The following is a 19667-nucleotide window of genomic DNA, read 5'->3' on the forward strand; positions in this document are numbered from 1 at the left end:
TGCGCTCATTTTATTTTAAAATTGAATATCAAGTCCGAAAGTAAATACTTTGCTTCTGGGATAAGCTCCCCAGTCGAGTCCGGGTCTCATCGGATCCTGGTATCTGCTCACTTCGGGGTCGTAACCGCTGTATCCGGTGAGGCAGAACAAATTCTGTCCGGTGGCGTATACGCGGAGTTTCGATACGTAGGCTTTCTTCGTCCATTTGGCCGGAAGCGTATAGCCCAATGTAACATTTTTCAGACGCAGGAACGATCCGTCTTCTACAAAACGCGAATAGACATCGTTGGTGATGTATCCGTCGAAAGCCGGAACTTTGTTCGAAGCGTTTGTCGGGCTCCAGCGGTCGGCCGCTTCCGCCAGCATATTCCGTCTGCCGCTTCTGGTTTGCGTAGCATACAGCCGTGTGGCGTTGTAAATGTCGTTTCCGTAGTTAAACTGAAGCATGAAGCTCAAATCCACATTCTTGAACCGGAAACTGTTTGTGATGCCTCCGAACCATTTCGGCAGCGTATTCCCGATCACGGTACGGTCGGCGGTAGTAATTATGCCGTCGCCGTTCCGGTCTTTGTACTTCACCACACCCGGTCTTACCCCTTGTGTGTACCGGGTGTTGTCGGTAATTCCTTCGCGCAGCTGTTGTCTGCCTTCGGGGGTTGTGTAGAAATCGGAACTCTGATAGATGCCGTCGAATTCGTATCCGTAAATCAATCCCAGCGAACGTCCTACGATAGCGATGTAATCGTCTTGCGTGAAATTACTGTCGAATTGAGAACGCGTGGTTCTGTAATCGGCTCCGGAATCCAGCGCTTTCAGTTCGTTGCGTATCACCGAAAGGTTGAAAGAAGTCTGCCAGTCGAAGTCGCGGGTCCGTATGTTGACACTGTTCACACTCAGCTCGAATCCTCTGTTCTGAATCTTACCGATATTTTGCATCTGGTCGGAGAATCCTGTAACATGCGCCAGCGATTGCGACAACAGGAGGTCTTTGGTGTCTTTTATAAAGAAATCCGCAGTAACATTCAGGCGATTGTCGAGGAAGCCCAGATCGAAACCTAAATTGACTGTGGAAGAACCTTCCCATTTCAGGTTCCGGTTCTTGATTTGCTTCGGAGTCAATACCGTCATGGTAGTGCTTCCCGAGCCGTACTTGCTCGGCTCGTACAAATCGAGCGAAAGGAAACTCGGAATAGCGTCGTTTCCTACCGTACCCCAACCCAACCGAAGTTTGAAGTTAGAGATCCATTTCACCGGTTTCATGAACGCTTCTTCCGAAACACGCCAGGCAGCGGAGAAGGACGGAAAGTATCCCCATTTGTTTTTCTTTGAGAATACGGTAGAACCGTCGGCACGAAACGTTGCCGTCAGGAGATAGCGGTTGTTATAGTTGTAATTGCCTCGGGCAAAGAACGAAAGCAATGTTTTCTCACCGAAGCCGGTATCTACTTTGCTCGGCGTGGCTCCTATGCCCAGATTGTCGTTTCCGAGATTATCGAACGGGAAATCCATCGCCTGCCCCAGCAGATATTCGTTGCTCCGGTAAGAGATTTCCTGTCCCAGCATCACGTCGTATTGATGCTTCTTGATTTTTTGTTTCCAAGTCAGGTTGTTGTAGTTCGTCCAACGCACATCGCGTCCCATTTGAGTCTGTCCGTAAGGTTTTTGTCCGTTACGGAACGCTTCTTTCGAACCGTTTTTGTAGAAAACGTTCACGCGGCTGTTGGTAGTGTTGTATGTTCCGGCTGTCTTGAAAGTCAGCCCTTTTCTGATTTGCCATGTCAATGCGAGATTGCCCGACCACATTTCCGCACGTTTCGTGTTCGTCACCGATTCGGTTTGTACCACCGGATTCACCTGAGCAAGGCTTGTTCCGTCTTCGAGCATCTCAGGGTCGATGGCCGAGTTCAGCAGGGTGGCGTCATCGATCTTTAATCCTCCCGTAGGACGCGCACTCAGAATTTGAGCCAGCATGTTGAACCGTCCGTTGTCTGCCGAAGTGCCCGCTCCTTCTCTGAACGTATTGGCGTAATTGATGGTAGCGTCCATCGAAAGCTGCTTGGTTATCTTCTGATTAATCCGGAACTTGGCGGTAGTTTTATCGAATCCGCTGTTGTTGAAAATTCCGTTTTCGGCATATCGTGAGAAAGAGAGCGCGTATTTGGTATCTTCGCTTCCTCCGTTGACGGCTATGTTGTGATCTTGCGACCAGGTGGGATTGAAAGTCTCGTCCTGCCAGTTTATCCCTTTCACACCCGTATAATCGTCGAGCGATTGATAAATATAAGGCGTGCCGTTGTCGTCGTTACCCGGTTTATAATACGTGTCTTTGTATTTCTCGTTCACTTCGCCCTGCAACCTGACAAACTCGTAGGGAGAGAGCAGGTCGAGTGTTTTTGAAATCTTACGGTAACTGGCCGAACCGTTGTAAGTGATGGACGGTTTGCCTGCTTTTCCCGATTTGGTGGTGACCATGACTACCCCGTTGGCGGCACGGGCTCCGTAGATGGCGGCGGAAGATGCGTCTTTCAGAATTTCGATCGATTCGATGTCCGAGTTGGCTAGATAATCGATGTTGCTTACTTGAAATCCGTCTACGATATATAAAGGAGTAGCGTCGCCGGTCAATGTTCCCACACCGCGCACATTGATGTTAAACCCCGAACCCGGAGTTCCGTCCGTCTGCGTGATTTGCACGCCGGCTATCTGTCCTCCCAAAGCTTCCACTACAGAACCGGTTTTAAAGCCTTCGATGTTTTTCGAAGCGACCGAAGCGACCGAGCCGGTCAGATCGCCGCGTTTCATCGAACCATATCCTACGACGACCACTTCGTCGAGTGTCTTGCTGTCGGGTTCCAGCTTCACTTTGATGGGTTGCCCTGTGTATTTAATTTCCTGTGGCTTGTATCCGATGTAAGAGATGACGATTACCGCTCCCTTTTTTACTTTCGGCATTGTAAAGTTTCCGTCGAAATCGGTGATGGTGCCCGAAGTGGTCTGCCCTTTTATCATGATGGTAGCTCCGATAAGGGGCATATCGGTTTCATCGAGCACTACTCCTTTGGCTGTGCTTTGAGCATAGAGACCGATAGTCATGATGAGTGCCAGGAGGGTTATAAACCCTCTTTGGCTTATTGTTTTTATATTTGAAATATTATGCATACTTTTTAGATTAGTGCGTTACATATTAAAACTTTGTATCCAGCCAAATCACTACCGGGAAATGCTTGTTGGGGTTTTTGCTGTCGTCGCAGTCTTTTATCCCTTTCGTCGAGAAGGGAATTTGTCCGAACAGCAATCCGTTTGCATACTCTCCGTCGGCAGTCCACTTTTCGGGGTTTACCACAATGGTGAAGTTGTTGCTATTATCCACATAAGCCAAAGGTTTGGTCAGATCGCTCTTGTTTGTGAAATAAGAAAGCGGGTCTTTGCTTCCGGTCTTCGATTCGTCTCCGTTGAAATAGTTGCTCCACAATTTGAACAGGAAAGAATCTTTGTCTTTAGGCTGCCCTTTCTTATGGGAACCTTTAATCGGATAATAATTGAACGAACGGCGGTAATCCATCACGAAATCCGGTGTGACAGTCGTTCCTTTTACGGTCGGCGCTACCGAAACGGTCTTTTGTTTAGGATTTGCTTGAATCACAAAAGGAGTATACTCTACAAGTATTCCGCTCAACTCTTGCGCAAAGTTGAAGAATACCGGCTGAGTGACAGAAACAGCCGCTTTTCCTTCTCCGGCGGTAGCGGTTACTAAAACAGCTCCTGTTTGAGAGGCTTTCAAACCTGCTAATGTTATTTCTCCGGTTTCGGGATCGATAGTCGTTCCCGCAGCCTGATGTATGGGCGTAATGCTCCAGAGAAGTTTAACTTTTGCGTCTGTTTTTACAGGTTTGGGGTGTACACTGCTCAGCTTACCTCCGGCTTCTACCCTGAACTGGTCGGCATACTTCTCTTCCGGTGTAAGCCCTATATTGTTTCCGTAGCGGAAGTATGTGAAGAAGTTCGGATTCTCTTTGACGGAGAGAGTGAACGTTGCGACGGCAGGATGTTCGGGATCGCTCTTCGGGTTGGTGGCCTTTACCTTGATGGTGTAATTGCCCAAAGGAATATCATTGCCGTGTTTTACTCTGATTGTCCCGTCCACTTCCAAAGTCAGTGCGCTTTCCAGTTTAGGGTCCGGTTCGACAAACTCGAACTTCACTTCGTCGCCTTTGAAGCCGGCATTGGGCTTTATTTCCGTTTCCACAGCCTGTACGCATTCTGTGTCGGGATATCCGAAGTCGGTAATGGGCGCGATGAAATCGACGACTTCGAGTGTAAACACGTTTGTGAAGTCTACCCCTTCCTTATCGTAATCATTGGCTACATGGACGCTTACAACGAACTTCTCTTTCGCTTTGAATCCGTGGTTCGCCGCAACGGACAATACGCCGGACTTGGAGTCGATAGTAATTTTATCGGTAGCGGGCATGATACTCTTGATGGAATATGCGATGCCTTCCGGTGAACCTTTCAGAGTAGGAGCGTTGCTTGTGAAGGTTGTCTGACCGCTTTGGGGTGTTTCTTCCTCTATCTTTCCGTTGTCGGGATAATACTTCAGCTCCAGCGGTTTGGAAGTGATATTGATTTCCACTGCATTCTCGAATATTCCTTCATCTTCTCCGGTCGCTCCCGTAGTAAGTTTCAGCGCCAGCACATAGATTCCGGGCACCAATTTGGGATTTCCTTTCAGAATGGAAATCTCGCCTGTTTGAGAAATAGCGAAGCAATCGGAATATTCGCTTTGGGCTATCTCGTATTTGCGGATTGATACGTGGTTTCCGTCTGTTTTGACCTGAGCCGTGGGAAGTGCCGTTTCGCTGTTCGGATCTGCTACGTCGGCATATTCTGCCTGAAGCTTGTTCGGTTCCACTGTGATTCCGTCCGGTACGGCTTTCATCATATTTACTTGTACGATGTCTTTAAACTGATACGTTTTTCCGTTCGAAACACAGGAAATGCTCAGGCTGTATATTCCTATCGGAGTATCTTTTTTACTTGAAACGGAGATTGCTCCGGTAGCCGGGTCGATACTGAATTGTTCACCGTTCACCGTTTCTCCGTTTAGGGTGATGCCGGTGATGGAAAAATCGGACGGAGCATTGCCTTTATACGTAGGGCTGCCGATTACTCCGCTCATGGATGGCCCGATGTCGGTCATTCCGGAATAATAAATGATAAAGCCGGTTTCGTCGGTGGTTTCGGTATCGGAGCAGGAAACGCCCGCTACAGATACAAGTATCACCGTCAGAAAGGCTAATAAACTTGAAGATAACTGTCTTAGCTTCATTGTTGTTGAATATTAGATGATTAATGATGTTCGCAAATTATAAGGTATATGCCAGATTATATTTCTTTCCGTTGACGGTAACTTCGACGGAAGAGCCCTCGGCTTTGTATTCTTCTGTAAACTTTGCCGTGACGGTTGCCGTTTCGGCAATGCCTTCGACGGGAAGGAGTACGGTGATGTAACGTGCGGTCTTGTCGGTTGCCTTTTTTATATCGACGGAATATGCCCGGCGTGTGGTGTATTTTCCGTCGACAGCATAAGAAACACGGCTTTCAAACGGTACGCAGGTCAGCGGAGAGTCGCTGAAAGTGCGAACCAGCAGGTTGTTTCCGTCCGTAAAAGCTGTGTGCGCACCATTGGCAGGCTGGTCGACAACTACTTCGCTTTCGTTTCCTTCGAGTAGGTTGAAATTCAGGTTCACTGTTCCCGAAGCGTTCCCTATCCCTTCGTCTATCAGTACGAAAAACTTTTTGTCGACAAAGAAGATGGCGCGGCGGTGGGTTAAGTCCGAATACCCTGCATTTTCGGTGACAATCAGCTCATTGCTTCCTTCTTCCGATTTCAGCAAACGCCCATCGGCATGCGTGATGTTTTTTCCATCCAATGTCAGTGTATTGTGTACCTTAGTCTGGCGAAACCATTTGCGCAGCTCATTGGCGGCAGAATTGCCCGAATAGCTGCACACGCCTGCATCGGGGAAGAAGTTCCGGCCGTTGTGATAGAGCTCGAATGTCCCGTTGTCGGGCTGGTTGTGGCTGTATAATTTCAGATTGTCTTCGGATGTCTTGGCATTGTTGCTGTGGATAAGCATGGTAGACGATTCGTCCCATCCGTTACGCATCACATAAAATCCGGCACGGTCGAACAGTTTCATACGGGTGTCGGGCGCGGAGCCTTGCGGGTAGACCATGTAACGCAGGTCTTTATTGGTGGGGAACATTTCCAGATAGCGCTTGAAGTTGCGTGTCAATACACTGCGTGTCCAGTTGCTTTTCCACGAATCGTTGAACGCCGGCACGCAATATTCTTTGCTTTTGGCATTGAAGAATGTAGGGTAGGTGAAGTGAATTACGGTTTCGGCGGCTTTCTCCAACGATTCGCTTAAGTTGGCGGGGAGTTTGCTTCGCAGGTTGTTCGCTTCCGCCAGCTTCATTGCGCTGTAAAAGTCGGCAAGCGTACTGATATGGTAATGAAGCGAGAGTTCGATGTGCATTCCGTCGCTTAAAAACTGTTTGCCGGCTTGTTGACTGAGGATGCCGAAACCTTCTTCCATCCAGCTTGCGGCATTTTTGAATTCCGGAAACAATGTTCCGGCGTATGCCAATGCGTTGGCTTGGGAGATGAGGATATTCCCTTCGCTTTTGTAGGGGTATTGTTTTAGAAAATCGGCATGGCGGGCAAAGTTTACTAAAAACACGGAGAGCCATTGCGGTGTGAAGTGAACGGAGTTTTTATAATATTCGAACAGTTCCACTTGGTCGGAGATGCGTGCGGCGACCTGTAGTTGCCACCATGTGGTCGTGTTCGGCCCCGTTGCGGGTATCGGATTTTGCTTAAGCCAGTCGGTGTATACATTGATCCACGATTGGATGTATTTCTCATCTGCGGTGACACGGTATACCTTGGCTTGGGGGATGAACCACTGATGGCGGTGAAGTTGTTTTTGATATTCGTCGCTGGCATTTTGAGGCACGAATGCCCAGTCTATTTTGCCTTCTTTTTCTAGCGAATATGGCTTTTTCGACTCTGAGTCTTCGTAGAAATTGTTGACGAAAAAGCGTGATTTATCCATTGCGTAATCGGCTTTCAGGCGGTCATCGCTCGATACCGTGACATTAAACAGCGAGAGGGAAGGGTTGGTCACATGGTTGCGCAGGCGATAATAGTTTAGCAGTTCTTGCGTCGCAAAATAAAGTTCTCCCGACTCATAATGTGCTTTGACTTTTTCCAGACCTGTACGATTGAGGTCTATTACATCGAAAAGTTTCGAGTCTATTACGCTGTCGGGATACGGTTGTGGAATAGTAAACGAACCATTCCCTCCGGTAAAGGGTTCGTCGTCATTTTCCGTGCATCCGGTCAATGTGAATAATGCGAATAAGCAAAAAATGATGTTCTTCATACTTCTTTCGATTAGAATTGAATGATAAAATTGTCTATTGTTCGCAAAATTACTGCAATTCGTCGCAACTCTCTTCCAGCACTGTTTACGGTTTGTTTAAATATGATTTTATGATATTAATCTTGTTGAATTTGATATCAGGTTTGTTGAATTACCTTTTATGTGTTTGCTGACTTACCGCATTGAACAAAACGCTGTGTCGGCGATCGGATGCGAACGGTCGTGGAAATACGGCGGATTTCTTTTTCTGCCTAAAAAATATTTGTGTTTAGAAAGGAGGGTACTGAAAAAGTTCCCGTTTTGTGAGAGCCATTGTAATTTTGCTTGTAAGTTATAAGTAAGAGACGTTTTTCTACGTCTTTTATGCGCTGTATAATATCGATTTTAGAGTTTTACTCTATATACTTAATATTGAGACTGAAACTTTTAATGCAGTATTAAATACTTTTTCAGTTGCCTTCCCGTAGCTTACGGATATATTCGGTAGGCAAGTATCCGAAATATTTCTTGAAGCTGGTGGCGAAATAAGAGGGAGTGTTGAAACCTACCATTGTGCTGACTTCAGCTACCGTATATCTGCCGTCTTTGAGTAACTTTGTCGCTTCGTTGAACCGTATCTTGCGGATGAAATCGATAGTCGATTCGCCTGTGATGGCTTTCATCTTCAGGTGAAGGTTGGAGCGACTCATGTTCATTTCGCGGGCAAACTCGTCGGTTGAAAAAGAGGCGTTGTCCATGTTTTTCTCCACGATAGACACGGCACGTTTTAGCAGCGCTTCGTCCATAGCGTTGAAAGTGATTTTTTCCGGTTCTACTTCGAGAGATTTGGAATATCGTTCGATCATTCGGTGACGTGTGCGCATCATATTCTGTATCTTAGTTGTCAGTACAGAGAGCGAGAAGGGTTTAGGAATATAGTCGTCGGCTCCTACCTGCAATCCTTCCATTTGGTGTTTTATATCGGTTTTGGCAGAGAGGATAATTACCGGTATGTGGCAGGTACGAATATTTTGTTTCACGTTCTTGCACAGCTTGATTCCATCCATTACAGGCATCATCACGTCGGTCACAATCACATCCGCTTCGTTTTCTTTTAGAATCTCCAGCGCCTTTTCACCGTTCTCGGCCTCCAAAGTGTTGAACAGCTCCGCAAGTCCGCTCGTCAGGTAATGCCTGATTTCCTGATTATCTTCTACGATGAGGATGGTTCCCCGCTTTTTATCGCGTGATTCCACCGCTTCGGTTGTTTCCGTTTCTGTGTCGATGAAGTACATTTCTTTTGAATTGGTGGAGTATACCTGCTCTTCTTCCGGATTCTCTTCGTCGGCCAATTCCGATACGGCATATACTGCTATCGATTGCGGCAGGCGCACGGAAAAACAGCTTCCTTTGCCTTCTTCACTTTCCAGTTCGATACGTCCGTGGTGTAATTCTACCAGACGTTGTACCAAAGACAAACCGATGCCGCTGCCAACATATTCGTTTTCCACCTGATAAAAACGTTCGAATATCTTCCCTTGCTTGTTGATGGGGATGCCGATCCCCGTATCGCTGACTTGGAGTAGCAGCCATCCGTTGTCTTCTTTCAGGGTGACGGTGATGCTCTGTCCGTTTCCTGTATATTTGAAAGCGTTGGACAAGAGATTGTTCAGTATAAGTTCCAGGTAATTCGGGTCGAAAAGCATCTCTTTCTCTTCCAGTTCGGAATGTAGTGAGTACGCAATATTCTTATGGCGAGCCAACTTGTCGTAATATCGGAAATTTTCGGAAATGAGGCAGTGAGCATTCCCTTTTTTCACTTTGAGTTCGAATACACCCAGCTCAGCGCGGCGGTAGTCCATCAACTGATTCACCAGATGAAGCAGACGGTTTGCGTTTCGCCCGATATATTCGAGTTGGTTGCGTGTCCATCGGTCGCTGATTCTGTTGATAATCTCCTGTAACGGAGCCAGAATCAAGGTGAGCGGCGTACGCAATTCGTGAGAAATATTGATGAAGAATCGCATCTTCATTTGATTAATTTCCTCTTGGTGTTCCTTGTCTCTCCGTTCCATTTCCAACTCTGCGGCCATACTCTTGCGCATCCAGAAAAAGCGGAAAACGAATGTGAGAAAAGCTATGAAAGCAATGAGAAACAACAGGAGAGCCCACCACGTCTTATACCATACCGGAAGAACGATAATTTCCAAAGTAGTAGGTGTTGTATTCCATTTGCCGTCGCTATTGGCAGCTTTTACATGGAAGTGATACGTGCCTTGCCGCAGGTTGGAGTATGATACCGTACGTTTATCTGTCAGGTAATACCATTCTTTATCATATCCTTCCAATTGGTAGGCAAACGTATTGTGTTGTCCGGAGATATAATTGGATACGACGAACTCGAGTGAAAAAGCCGTTTGCGATGATTTCAAAGTGATACGTTTCGTTTCGCTGATGTTTTTGGTCAGGATACCGGTTTCATCATCGGGACGAACGGTTTTGTTGAACAACTGTAATCGTGTAATGACTACCGGAGGTGCATAAGGATTGTCGAGCAGCAACTCCGGGCGGAAAGTTGTAATGCCTTCGATACCGCCGAAATACATCTGTCCCGTGGAAGTACGGCAATAAGAAGACGTAAACTGATTGCTCTGAAGTCCGTCCGATTCGGTAAAGTTGCGAAATTTTTCCGTTTCCGGATGAAAACAGGCAATTCCCCGGTTCGTACTTAACCATATCTGTCCCAAAGAATCTTCTAAGATACCGTATACGACATTGTTGGGCAATCCTTTTGCAGTGGTGTAGCGGTTGATCTTCTTCTTTTTCTCATTGAAACAATAGACTCCTTCCCGTGTACCGATCCAAAAGATACCGTTGGAAGATTCGTAAATGCAGTTCACAAACGCTTCAGTAATGGATGATTTTGGGAAGACCGATTCTCTTTGCAATTCGCCTTTGTGCTGAGTGTAGACCGAAATTCCTTCCTCTCCTCCAATCCACAAACGTTTTTCGGAATCGCGGAACAATGTAGTAATCCGTTTGGCGGTAAACAAAGTTCCATTTTTCTCTTTTTCAACGGTTGTGAAAGATTGCTTGCGTGGTTCGAATCGCACAAGCGCGCCTAATGTTCCGAGCCATAATCCGCCTTCTTCATCGGGAAGAATGGCATATACATTTTCATTTATCAGTTCGCTGTTTTTTTGGTCAAAGTGCTCTACCTTGCCGGTGGAGCGATGAAGAATATTCAATCCTCCGGCATGTGTTCCTATGTATACCAGTCCGTCGGGTTCATCCAGATAAACGGCCTTGATATTGTTGGAACCCATACCTCTTTCCCGTTCGCTTTCTTGCAGGGTGTAATGTGTGAATTGCCCGTTAGCTGTGTTGTATAGGTTTAATCCTCCATCGTTTGTACCGATCCATAGATTCTTATCCTTGTCTTCGACGATGCAGCTCACCACATTATCGCTGAGCGAATTTTTGTAGGGTATACGACGTATATTTTTAAAGCGGTTCCTGATAGGGTGGTAGTAGTTCAGACCACCGAAGTAAGTACCCAGCCACATGCCTCCTTGCGAATCCATGAATATGCTACGTACAGAACGTTGCGACAGGCTTCCGTTTTCCGTCGGGCTGCTACCGTAGGATATAAACGAATCGGTTCCTTCTTGAAAAATATTCAAATCATTCAGTGTACCTATCCAGAGCCGGTTTTGTCCGTCGAGTGCCAGAGAGCGGATATAATTCGAACTGATGCTTTTTGAATCGGATGCGGAATGGAGATAATTTTTAGCCTTTTTTGTTTTTGGATTGATGAGAAAAAGTCCATGTCCTTCGGTGGCGACCCATACTTGTGTAGGAGATTGCTGTAGTACAGCTTGAATCTGTTTGTCGTCGAGTGCTGGGGTTACTTTCTGAAGAGTACGTTCCGACACGGAATAGCAGAAAAGTCCTTTATTGAAGGTTCCGATATAAATGTGGTTTCCCGATCTGTACAAGGTGGAAACGGGTAATTCACGCATTTGTCGGTTAAGTGGGGCTGCGGTGAATACAGATGATTTTACATCGAAAAGAGTAAGCCCTTCGGAAGTGTTGATAAGCAGTTGGTCGGGAGTGATTTCAGCAATGGCGTTGACGGAAATGTGTCCGCTCTTTTTCTGATAAAAGAAGTTCTTAAATTGATCTTTTTCTTCGTCATAACATGATAAACCGTCGCGTGTTCCTATCCAGATACGCCCCCGACTGTCTGCTTTGACTATTCTTGAGATATCGTTTGGTATGCTGTTGGGATTCGATTCATCATGTCGGTATACAGTAAAGGCATAGCCGTCGTATTTGTTTACTCCGTCGTATGTGGCAAACCACATGTTGCCTCGCTTGTCTTGGTCTATCGAGAACACTGTACTTTGCGACAGTCCTTCGTTAATCGATATATGAGAAAAAGTAATCTGATCCGAAGCGGCAAAAGTAAAATTTGCTCCGACACATAAGAAGAGCAGGTAGAAAATGATATCTTTGAGGCTGAACATTAATTAAGTTCTAAACAATTAAATTTGCCTCAAAGATAATCATATCTTTTTAATACCCGGTGATATAGAATGAAAAACTGTATGTTTTTCTTATTTGGATAAGTCGCCTATCTGATTCAGACTCTTTTGTATGTCTTCATCAGAAAGTGAGTAATTGATCAGATCGCCCGAGAGATATTTGTCGTAAGAAGCCATGTCGATAAGCCCGTGTCCGGAGAGATTGAAAAGGATGACTTTTTCTTCTCCCGTTTCTTTGCATTTGTTTGCTTCGCGGATGGCGGATGCAATGGCGTGGCAAGATTCCGGAGCCGGAATAATTCCTTCCATCTGGGCAAACAGGTATCCGGCTTCGAATGATTCCAATTGAGGAATATCGGTAGCTTCCATCAGACCGTCTTTCAGCAATTGAGAAACAATAACGCCTGCGCCGTGATAACGGAGACCACCGGCATGAACATGAGCCGGAGAAAAGTTATGTCCCAATGTGAACATCGGAAGTAAAGGAGTATATCCGGCTTCATCACCGAAATCGTATTGGAATTTTCCTCTTGTCAGTTTAGGGCAGGAAGCAGGTTCTGCTGCGATGAATCGGGTCTTTTTGCCGTTCAGGATGTTGTGTCTCATGAAGGGGAAAGAGATTCCGCCAAAGTTTGAACCGCCGCCGAAACATCCGATCACCATATCCGGATATTCGCCTGCCATCTCCATTTGTTTTTCGGCTTCCAAGCCGATTACTGTTTGATGCAGGGTGACGTGGCTGAGTACCGATCCCAGTGTGTATTTGCAATTGGGAGTGACACGTGCCAATTCGATGGCTTCCGAGATAGCTGTTCCCAGTGACCCCTGATAATTGGGATGAGCAGTCAGAATGTTTTTGCCCGCGCGTGTAGACATGGAAGGCGACGGAGTGACTTGCGCTCCGAAAGTTTGCATGATGCTGCGGCGGTAGGGTTTTTGCTCATAACTGATTTTTACTTGATAAACGGCTGCTTCCAAACCGAATACTTTAGCTGCATAGGAGAGGGCGGCTCCCCATTGTCCGGCTCCTGTTTCGGTGGTGATGTTTGTCACCCCTTCTTGTTTGCAGTAATAAGCCTGTGCCAATGCCGAGTTCAGTTTGTGTGAACCGATGGGGCTGACACTTTCATTTTTAAAATAGATATGCGCAGGAGTGCCAAGTGCTTTTTCCAATCCATAAGCACGTACGAGTGGGGTGCTGCGATAATATTTGTACATTTCACGCACTTCTTCAGGAATTTCAATCCAGGCATCAGTCTGATTCAGTTCCTGACGGCACAGCTCTTCGGCGAAGATGGGATACATATCTTCAGCCTTCAACGGTTGTTTGGTTGTCGGATGCAACGGAGGCATCGGCTTGTTTACCATGTCGGCTTGTATATTATACCAGTAATGCGGAATTTCTTCTTCAGGCAGAATATACCTTTTTTTCTTGTCACTCATAGCTAATCTTTGTTTTTCTAAAATTTGCCGTCAAAATTAGACAAAAAAAATAAGAATCAGATAGTTTTATGATTAAAGAATAGGTTTTGTTACTTGATTTTTGCTATTTTTGCGTTTGATATCAATACATAGAGTCAGGATGAAAAAGGTTATTTGCATACTTGGTTTGTCGTTGTCGTTTATTGCGGCGGCTTGTAGCAGTAAAGGAGGAAGTGCTAAGGAAATCTCGAACATTACAGGAATGGATTCTGTAGATGCCGACGGATTGCAGCGTATGCAGGTTTCTACGGTCGAGACCCGGATTAACTTCAAAGATAAAGAATATCGTTCGGTGGTTTCGCGTATGCCCGACGAAACTCTTCCGCATGTAACCAATGACATGGGAGACATTTATGTAGACAATAAGATTACGTTGAAGCTGACGCGAAGTGGTGAAACGGTGTTGAACAAGACATTTACAAAAGCTGATTTTGCGTCTGTAGTTGAGCTCGATTTTTTGAAAAAATCTATTCTGGAAGGACTTGTATTCGATAAAACAACTTCGCATGGCATTGTTTATGCCGCCAGTGTCTGCTACCCTCAGACCGATTTATATGTCCCGCTTGCCATTATTGTTACTTCTGATGGCAGGATAAGTATTGAAAGGGTCGAATCGCTGGAGGAAGATTATGATGAAAAAACGGGAGAATGATATTATCTCCCGTTGAGAATGAGAATAGAGTAATGTTGTTGTCGCTAATCTCCACGGATTTCGCTGGCAAGAGTTTTTATTCCCTGCCTGTTTTTGATTGAAACAATATTACTACCGGATAGTAATTTCCGGATAGTGTTTCTGTATTACTTGCAGCATCTGTTCTACATCGAACATTTTTCCGTCTATCTCAAAGAAGTTGTGAAACATTTGTCCGCTGGCATAGTGCACAATAATATATCTTGCTGTTCTTCTTTTTGTGTACTTACGTTCTATATTTGTGATATCCTGAAGCAAACGGCGAACTGTGCAAATAACATTACCATAAGAAAGTAATTTCTTTCATGCTTAATTGAATACAAAAAGAAAAAAATAATAAAGGCGAACATTGCTAAACATATCCATATCCATGCGGATGGTTTGGGGCGAAATATATGTTTATCCATAGGTTCTTTATTCTTTAATATATTGCAGATTACATTTGCTGATAATCTTTTGCCAATCCTCCTTCACTGGTTTCTTTGTAGAGCGACGGAAGGTCATGCCCGGTCTGTTTCATAACTTGCACTACCTTGTCGAAAGAAACACGGTGCATGCCATCGGTGAAAGCCGAATAGAGATTTGCGTCCAAAGCACGGGCGGCAGCGTAAGCATTACGCTCAATACAAGGAATTTGAACCAGTCCGCATACCGGATCACAAGTCATTCCGAGATGATGCTCCAATCCCATTTCCGCAGCATATTCGATTTGTGCAGGACTGCCTCCGAACAACTGATTCGCAGCTGCTGAAGCCATGGCGCAAGCTACGCCGACTTCTCCTTGACAGCCCACTTCGGCTCCGGAGATGGATGCGTTGTGCTTGACGATGTTTCCCACCAAGCCCGCTGTAGCCAATGCACGCAATATGCGCATGTCACTAAACTCCCGGCTTTGTTGCAAATGATAGAGCACCGCCGGCATTACTCCGCAGGAACCGCAAGTGGGAGCAGTGACGATTTTACCACCGGAGGCATTCTCTTCGCTTACCGCCAACGCATAGGCAAAAACGAGTCCTCGTGAACGTAGCGACTGTTTGAATCCTGTTGCACGAATATAATAGGTTGAGGCTTTGCGTCGTAGATTTAGCGGGCCGGGGAGTACTCCCTCCGCTTCCAGTCCACGATGTATGGCTTCTTTCATTGTGTTCCATACCTCAGCCAGATAATCCCAAATATCTTCCTCCTCGCATTGTTTCACATATTCCCAATAGCTTCTACCTGTTTGTTCGCACCAGCCCAATATTTCGGTCATAAGATGCATATCATATACTTCAGGGCTTTCGATAGTCGATGTTTCATTGTTTTCTGCAAGAGCGCCTCCTCCGATGCTATAAACAGTCCAGTTTCCCAACAGCTTATGATTGGCGTTGAATGCTGCAAAAGTCATTGCATTGGGGTGAAAAGGCAGGAAAACTTTCGGTTGCCATACGATTTCTACCGGTGCCGTAGGCTGTAATGTGTCAATGATCGCCACATCCGTCATGTGCCCTTGTCCGGTAGCGGCCAGACTTCCGTAGAGTGTAACTTTGAATGAAGCGGCGTCGGGATAACGCGTGAGAAAAGTTTCTGCAGCTTTGCGAGGTCCCATAGTGTGGCTGCTCGATGGGCCTGTTCCTATGCGATATAGTTCTTTGATTGATTTCATATTTTAATAGGGCGTTTGTTAATACCATTTCTTTTTTTTAAAGTATATGAATACAATTACTCCGATGATAAGCATTAATATCCAGGCTAATAAATAGCCGTGTTTCCAATTGAGTTCGGGCATGTTTTCGAAATTCATCCCCCATACTCCTGCCAGAAATGTAAGCGGAATGAAAATAGTAGATACAATGGTAAGACGTTTCATTATATCGTTCATTCGCAAATCGTTGTTGGAAATATAAAGGTCGACTAAAGAAGAGAGGGTTTCTCTGCAAATTTCAATGGTTTGAAGTACAAATTGCAAATGATCGTTTACGTCATTGAAAAAAATACGATTGGCTTTATGTATAAGCAGATTTTCGGTGCGTAATAATCTAACGTATTGTTCTTTGAGCGGTAAAACCGTTTTTTTTATCATCATATATTCACGGCGAAGTGTTTGAATCTGGATTCCAATTTTATTCTCATCGGTAATATTGAGCATTTCTTCTTCCAAATCTTCAAGAGCATCCTCGATGAACGAGACTGTGGAAATATAGTTGCTCATTACACTGTTCAGAAGTACACTGAATAGATAGTCACTCTGCCGTTGCCTTATTTTGAGAATATCGTTTCGTAAAGCGTTGATTACATCGTCGAAAAAATCTGTTTCTTCTTCCAGAAAAGTCAGAATAAAATTGTTTCCTAAAATAATGCAGACCTGTTGTTGAAGCTTTTCCTTTTCTTCTCCTTCTTGTATATCTTTATTTCCATCATTTTTTTTCTTTTCAATTTTGAATATTTTTAATATCAAGACAATATGCTTTTCGCTTTCTTCTATTTTAGTGGGATGATTTGCATTAAGAATATCTTGTAAAGTGAGAAAGTTTATCTCAAAACGTTCACAAATCTGTCGGATGGTTTCAGTATTATTCATTCCATGTACCTGCAACCAGTTAATCTGTTCTTCATCTAAAGTTGCGTCAAGTGCTTGCAGGCTGCTTCCGTTAGCTTCCTTCATTTTGATAGCGTTGTATGTGCAGAGATGAAGATGCGTAGGGGTAGTGCTTTCCCCTGTATAGATAAGCTTTTCACTCAAGAGGTTGTTGTTCATATTCTTTGTCAGTTTTGCAGATATTTCTTTAAATAGGAGCGAGGCTTGTTGTGTCTTACGAGCAAAGTTAGTTGTTTTCATCATCAGAACAAGGAGTTCTGATGAAATATTTCAAGTTACTCTAAATCGACTATTGTAATTCCCGCTCCTCCGAATTGTATATGCTCGTCTGAAAAAGACCGGACACCTTGTACTGTTGACAGATATTGGCGAATGAGGGTGCGGAGAATGCCTGTTCCTGTACCGTGAAGAATGCGTACGCGCTCCATGCCGATTAGAATGGCATCGTCGATAAAGTAAGTGACGGCTTGTAAGGCTTCGTCTCCACGCATCCCTCGAACATCGATATCTTGCTTGAAGCTAAGTTTCTTTTCATACATCCGATCGTGTGTTTGTGTACTGATAAAAGTACTTTTGGCAATTCCTTCGGTTTTGGGTATAGTTTGCGTACGTTCCAGGCGCTCGGTCTTTACAGTGGTTTTAATACTTCCGAAAACTACTATGGCATTCTTCCCAATTATTTCCATCACTTGCCCAATGCTGGATTGACCCTTTATTTTTACGTATTCGCCAACCTTCGTTGCGCATGGGCGAGTTGGGGTCGTGCTGGATTGACCCTTTATTTTTACGTATTCGCCAACACTGATAGGATTCGGTTTGGCAATAACGGCAGTGGATGGCGCTTCCGGGCGGGGAGCGTTTTTCTTGTTTTTCTTCCGCTCCTGTTTTTCTTTCAGCCTTTCCATCTTACGCGCGATTTTCTCCTCCAGCTCTTTGGAAGCAATCGTCTCCAGCGAAGTGCGGAAATCACTTAACTCTTGTCGCGCCATTCTGGTTTTTTCTTTCTCAGCTTGAGCTTCTTTGATGGTACGAATTGTATTCTCAATGCGCGCGTTCGATTCCTGCAACATTCGTTCCGCCTCTTCTTTCGCCTGACGGATGACTTCTTTTCGTGATTTTTGCAGTTCTTCCATCTCTTTTTGGTAACGGGCAATCGTTTCCTCCATTTGCTTTTCCTGTTGCCGAATCGCTTGGCGCTTTCCTTCCCAGTAACGTTTGTCGCGTACGATGTCCTGCAGATATTTATCGGCATTGATATATTCACTGCCCACGATTTCAGATGCGTCTGAAATGACTTTCTCCGGCAATCCTATCTTTCGTGCTATTTCCACAGCGAACGAACTCCCCGGATTCCCTATTTGCAGTTGAAAGAGAGCTTGCATTAAATGCCGATCGTATAGCATTGCGCCGTTAACCACTCCTTCGTGATCTTCGGCAAAATGTTTAAGATCTTGATAGTGAGTCGTAATCACTCCGAATGTTTGTTTCTCGTTGAAACGTTTCAAAACAGCTACGGCGATAGCGCCGCCTATCTGCGGTTCTGTCCCCCCTCCGAACTCATCGATCAGTATCAAGCTGCTTTCGTTGCAGTGTTTCATCATCATTTTCATGTTGGTGAGGTGCGAGGAATAAGTACTCAAATCATCTTCGATAGACTGTTCATCGCCAATGTCGATGAATATGCTGCTGAATATGCCGGCGCGGCTGCGTTCGTGTACGGGGATCAACATTCCGCACTGCAACATATATTGTAGCAAGCCGACTGTTTTCAGGCATACCGATTTTCCTCCGGCATTCGGTCCGGAAATAATAAGGATGCGTTGCTTTCGGTTGAGTTCTATATCCAAGGGGACCACTTTCTTACTATGTTTCGCCAATGACATTTGAAGCAAAGGATGTACTGCCATTGTCCAATCTATTAAGCGGTTGTTTTCTATTGCCGGTTTTAAACTTCCCGTTTGTATAGCAAAAAAACTTTTGGCGCGGATAAAATCTATTTCTGCTAGAAATTCATACGACTGTAGAATCTCGGGGATGGTAGGGCGCAAAATATTTGAGAATTCAGTTAAAATGCGAATGATTTCCCGTCGTTCTTCTCCTTCCAGTTCCCGAATGCGGTTGTTAGCTTCCACTACTTCCGTCGGTTCTATGAAGACGGTCTTCCCGCTGGCAGACTCATCGTGAACGATTCCTTTTATCTTTCGTTTGAGTCCCGGAGCAATGGGAATAACCAGGCGACCGTCACGTAGAGTTGGAGCGACATCCTTATCCACATATCCTTCCGATTGTGCGTTGCGTAGAATTTGGTTTAGTGAACGGGAAATGCTTCCCATCGTATTGGAGAGCTCGCGTCGTATACGGGCAAGTTCGGCGGAAGCATTGTCTTTTATCTTTCCATATTTATTAAGAATGCCGTCTATTTTGCCAATCAGTTGAGGAAACACTGCGATATCCCCTGCCAGCAGTTTTAATGACGGATATGGAGTATTTTCCTCTTCTTCATTTCGGTTCAGAAAACGTACGATATCTCGAATAGTTTCCAACGATCTCCGCAAATCGAACAATTCTTGCTCATCCAGATACATCCCTTCTATTCGTACTCGTTTGAGCGATGGGCGGACATCAAAAAAGAATTGATCCGGGAAACTGTCTTCTTCTCGGATAATGCGAACGAACTCCGTTACTTGATTTAGCTTCTCGTCTATTTCTTCGTATTTTTGAGAGAAGCTCATTTCAGCAACCCGTTCTTCCCCCAGAGTGCTTAGACATTTCTCTTTCAGTAATTGCCTGATCTGTTTAAATCCTATTTTATGTTCGAAATTTTTGGGATATATCATCTTGTTTTTTTATTTATAATAGTTGCTATGGGTTTTGTGTCAATTTGTTTATTTACAGTTGTTAAATTTCTAATGGTTTGCAAAAATACGATTTATTTACGA

At 45.0% G+C, this 19667-nt stretch carries 9 protein-coding genes; 1 reads left to right on the forward strand and 8 read right to left on the reverse strand.

What is annotated here, in order from left to right; translation table 11 throughout:
* Window positions 1-15 precede the first annotated feature (15 nt).
* From GGR07_RS03020 to GGR07_RS03040, 5 genes are all read right to left on the reverse strand, one after another.
* Window positions 16-3159, reverse strand: a complete 3144-nt coding sequence (locus GGR07_RS03020; protein WP_122056621.1) for a SusC/RagA family TonB-linked outer membrane protein — start codon at window positions 3157-3159, stop codon at window positions 16-18.
* A gap of 25 nt (window positions 3160-3184) precedes the next feature.
* Entirely contained in the window at window positions 3185-5329 is a 2145-nt protein-coding gene (locus GGR07_RS03025) for a surface glycan-binding family protein (RefSeq protein ID WP_021645473.1), read from the reverse strand.
* A gap of 37 nt (window positions 5330-5366) precedes the next feature.
* Complete coding sequence (gene hepC, locus GGR07_RS03030; RefSeq protein WP_021645474.1) at window positions 5367-7451, reverse strand: heparin-sulfate lyase HepC; 2085 nt, start codon at window positions 7449-7451, stop codon at window positions 5367-5369.
* A gap of 449 nt (window positions 7452-7900) precedes the next feature.
* The gene (locus GGR07_RS03035) at window positions 7901-11959 is read right to left on the reverse strand and encodes a hybrid sensor histidine kinase/response regulator transcription factor (RefSeq protein ID WP_021645476.1); all 4059 of its coding nucleotides are present in this window, start codon (window positions 11957-11959) and stop codon (window positions 7901-7903) included.
* Window positions 11960-12049: 90 nt separating this feature from the next.
* Complete coding sequence (locus tag GGR07_RS03040; RefSeq protein ID WP_021645477.1) at window positions 12050-13420, reverse strand: TrpB-like pyridoxal phosphate-dependent enzyme; 1371 nt, start codon at window positions 13418-13420, stop codon at window positions 12050-12052.
* A 139-nt stretch (window positions 13421-13559) separates the two neighbouring features.
* Between GGR07_RS03040 and GGR07_RS03045 the strand changes: the two genes are divergently transcribed.
* Window positions 13560-14111: a DUF4738 domain-containing protein gene (locus GGR07_RS03045; protein WP_021645478.1), complete on the forward strand. Its 552-nt coding sequence runs from the start codon at window positions 13560-13562 to the stop codon at window positions 14109-14111.
* Window positions 14112-14586: 475 nt separating this feature from the next.
* Here the strand turns inward: GGR07_RS03045 and GGR07_RS03050 are convergent, their stop codons facing one another.
* The 3 genes from GGR07_RS03050 to GGR07_RS03060 form a co-directional block, all read right to left on the reverse strand.
* On the reverse strand, window positions 14587-15795 hold the full coding sequence (locus tag GGR07_RS03050; protein WP_034542547.1) for an L-serine ammonia-lyase: 1209 nt from the start codon (window positions 15793-15795) through the stop codon (window positions 14587-14589).
* An 18-nt stretch (window positions 15796-15813) separates the two neighbouring features.
* Window positions 15814-16887 (reverse strand): magnesium/cobalt transporter CorA, encoded by a 1074-nt coding sequence (corA, locus tag GGR07_RS03055; RefSeq protein WP_039972616.1) that lies wholly within the window; start codon window positions 16885-16887, stop codon window positions 15814-15816.
* Between the two features lie 116 nt (window positions 16888-17003).
* Window positions 17004-19565, reverse strand: coding sequence for an endonuclease MutS2 (locus tag GGR07_RS03060; protein WP_034542545.1), 2562 nt, complete (start codon window positions 19563-19565; stop codon window positions 17004-17006).
* Window positions 19566-19667 lie beyond the last annotated feature (102 nt).

It is taken from the genome of Bacteroides pyogenes, assembly GCF_014196225.1.
In the GTDB taxonomy this organism is placed as follows: Bacteria; Bacteroidota; Bacteroidia; order Bacteroidales; family Bacteroidaceae; genus Bacteroides; species Bacteroides pyogenes_A.